The organism is Phenylobacterium sp. (assembly GCF_016793225.1).
In the GTDB taxonomy this organism is placed as follows: Bacteria; Pseudomonadota; Alphaproteobacteria; order Caulobacterales; family Caulobacteraceae; genus Phenylobacterium.
Genome location: NZ_JAEUMN010000084.1, coordinates 1 through 2,222 on the forward strand (window position 1 = coordinate 1; position 2,222 = coordinate 2,222).

At 67.5% G+C, this 2,222-nt stretch carries 3 protein-coding genes and 1 pseudogene; 2 read left to right on the plus strand and 2 right to left on the minus strand.

Translation table 11 applies throughout. The features are described 5' to 3' along the window. A pseudogene (locus JNK30_RS10255) lies at nucleotides 1–277 on the plus strand (hypothetical protein); the annotation flags it as partial. 8 nt (nucleotides 278–285) lie between these two features. Here the strand turns inward: JNK30_RS10255 and JNK30_RS10260 are convergent. Together JNK30_RS10260 and JNK30_RS10265 are read right to left on the minus strand one after the other, a co-directional pair. Continuing rightward, nucleotides 286–537 (minus strand): hypothetical protein, encoded by a 252-nt coding sequence (locus JNK30_RS10260; RefSeq protein WP_293482139.1) that lies wholly within the window; start codon nucleotides 535–537, stop codon nucleotides 286–288. A 78-nt stretch (nucleotides 538–615) separates the two neighbouring features. Then, nucleotides 616–957 carry a hypothetical protein gene (locus JNK30_RS10265; RefSeq protein WP_293482140.1) on the minus strand — a complete coding sequence of 114 codons (342 nt, stop codon included), beginning with the start codon at nucleotides 955–957 and terminating at the stop codon, nucleotides 616–618. A gap of 522 nt (nucleotides 958–1,479) precedes the next feature. On the opposite strand from JNK30_RS10265, the gene JNK30_RS10270 reads away from it, so the two are divergent. After that, on the plus strand, nucleotides 1,480–2,222 hold a 743-nt coding region (locus JNK30_RS10270; RefSeq protein ID WP_293482141.1), incomplete at its 3' end, for a type IV secretory system conjugative DNA transfer family protein.

Below are 2,222 nucleotides of genomic sequence, written 5' to 3' on the forward strand. Positions count from 1 at the left end.
CTTCCGCTTCGACCAGCACGGCCACACGACGCCGAAGCCGGGGGAGGCGATGGCCGTCTCGACCTGGAAGCAGGCCTTCGGGCTCAAGCAGAACGGCGCGCTGACCGCGCCCTTCGACGGCATCCAGGGCTGGCAGTTCTCGAACTCCAGCGAGAAGCCGGTCGTGGTCCGCCTGCGGCTGTCGGGGTTCTACGACCTTGTCCCGTCCGGCCAGCCCGGCAACGAAGGGGGCATCGTCGCCAACGTCCCGGCGGCACAGGCGCGACCGGGGTCCTGATCGGCGCTCTACTTCGGACCGACCATGGCGTCGGCACAGGTGTCGAAGCGGTCGAGCACCTTGGGGTCGTCCTTCACGATCTTGACGACCTGCCGCGGGATCAGCTTGAGATGGTCCGCCATGCCGGGACCCCCGCCGGGCGAGCGGGCCTCGCCGAAGGCGTGGAACATCGCGTACGCCCTGCTCTCGTAGGCCTTGATGTCGAGCGGCGGCGCGCCGGAGCGCAGGGTCTCGACGGACAGCGCGTCGAAGGCGCGCATGTGCGGATTGTCGATGAACCTGCGAGGAGGAGGTTTTCCAGTGGCGGCGCTGAGAGGCTAGACGCACAGAGCGCGCCGTCAGTCCTTCGGGCGCCTGCCGTCGGCCGCGCGAAGCTGCGCCCGGCCGGCCTCGGCCAGCTGTTGGTAGAACTGCAGGTGAGCATCGAGCACCGTGAGGGGGTCCACGGCGGCGACGGCGTTCTGCATCTCGCCGTCGAACTCATCGACGGCGCTCGCCTGCACGAGCATGAACTTGTTGTGCGCGAAGACGTGGGCGATCCGGGGCTTGCCCAGGTGGAACGCCGCCAGGATCGCGAAGTGGTCGAGCTTCAGGATGTCTGCGAACAGGCGAACGCGGGCGAGCAGCAGGCCGGTGCGGCCGTTCTCGAAGTCCTGATACGCTCGCGGTGAGATGCCCATCCGCCCGGCCATCTCAGGAGAGCGCACGCCGCGCATGACGCGAAGTGGCTTGAGGATAAGCGGGGCAAGCTCAGCATAGCCGAACTCATCCAAGCCCTTCGCAACCATAGCAACTGTCCTGTCACGAACGCGACTTATCGTGGAGTAAGCGGCGCGGCGCGGGGGATCAAGCGTGTCCACGCGCACTTTGCGCGGGGCGGTAGTCCAGCCACCTGGAGACGGCGGGATTCCTGCCGCACGGCTTCGCGCCGGCGTCCCTGCGCCTTGCTCCTGCCATCGCCGGGGGCACGATCTGAAGTTGCTGCCGTCGCAAACCGGCAGATTTTCTGCCGACAACTAGAGGTTCTTCTTCTGAGTATTCAAAAATAGAAATCAACGACTGTTGTCAGCGGAACATTAGAGGTCGGGACCGGCTTCCTTTGGTGTGAATATCGCGAGAGGCTAACCTCGTTGGGCGTAGGTCTTCGCATTGTGTCGGCCGCGGGTGGACTGCTGCTTGGACTCCAGGCTGCAACGCAGTTCGTGGGTTGGACCTTCGCATGGTCGCCCGTGCTTGGGCGCGGCGTCCAGGCCGGACCCGATCTGACGCTCTATCCGCCCTGGCGCATCCTGGTGTGGCGGCGTGAGTTCGCCGCCGAAGCGCCGCGCGTCTTCGCCTCCGCCGGTTCGGTCATCCTCCTCGCCGTCGCTGGGGGGCTTGGCCTGGCCGTGGTTCTCGACGGCCAGAGCGCGTCGATCCGCCGGACGCGAGGCTGGGGCGGACGCGGCGACGCGCGACGCGCGGGCCTGTTCGCGAAGGCCGGCTGCGTCCTCGGCGAAATCGGCGGACGCGTGCTGATCACCGCGGACCTGCGACCGACGCTGGTCACCGGCGGCACGCGGAGCGGCAAGGGCAGAGGCCACGTCGTCCCAAGCCTGCTCAGCTGGTCCGAGAGTGTCATGGTCCACGACCCCAAGGGTGAGCTTTGGACCGTCACGGCCGGATGGCGCGCCGGCTTCTCGCACGTGCTTCGGTTCAACCCCCGCGATCTCCAGTCGGCGCGATGGAATCCGCTGGCTGAGATCCAGCCCGGCGCCGCCGAGCTCGCTCAGGTGCAGCGCCTCGTGGCGATCCTGTCCGATCCCGGCGGTGTCCGCGACGAGGAGGCCATCTGGGACAAGTCCGCGTCCGAGATCCTCGAGGCGGTGATCCTCCACGTCCTCTACGCGGCGGAGGACACGGCCAAGACCTTGCTGAAGGTCCGCGAGCTGCTCGCCGATCTCGA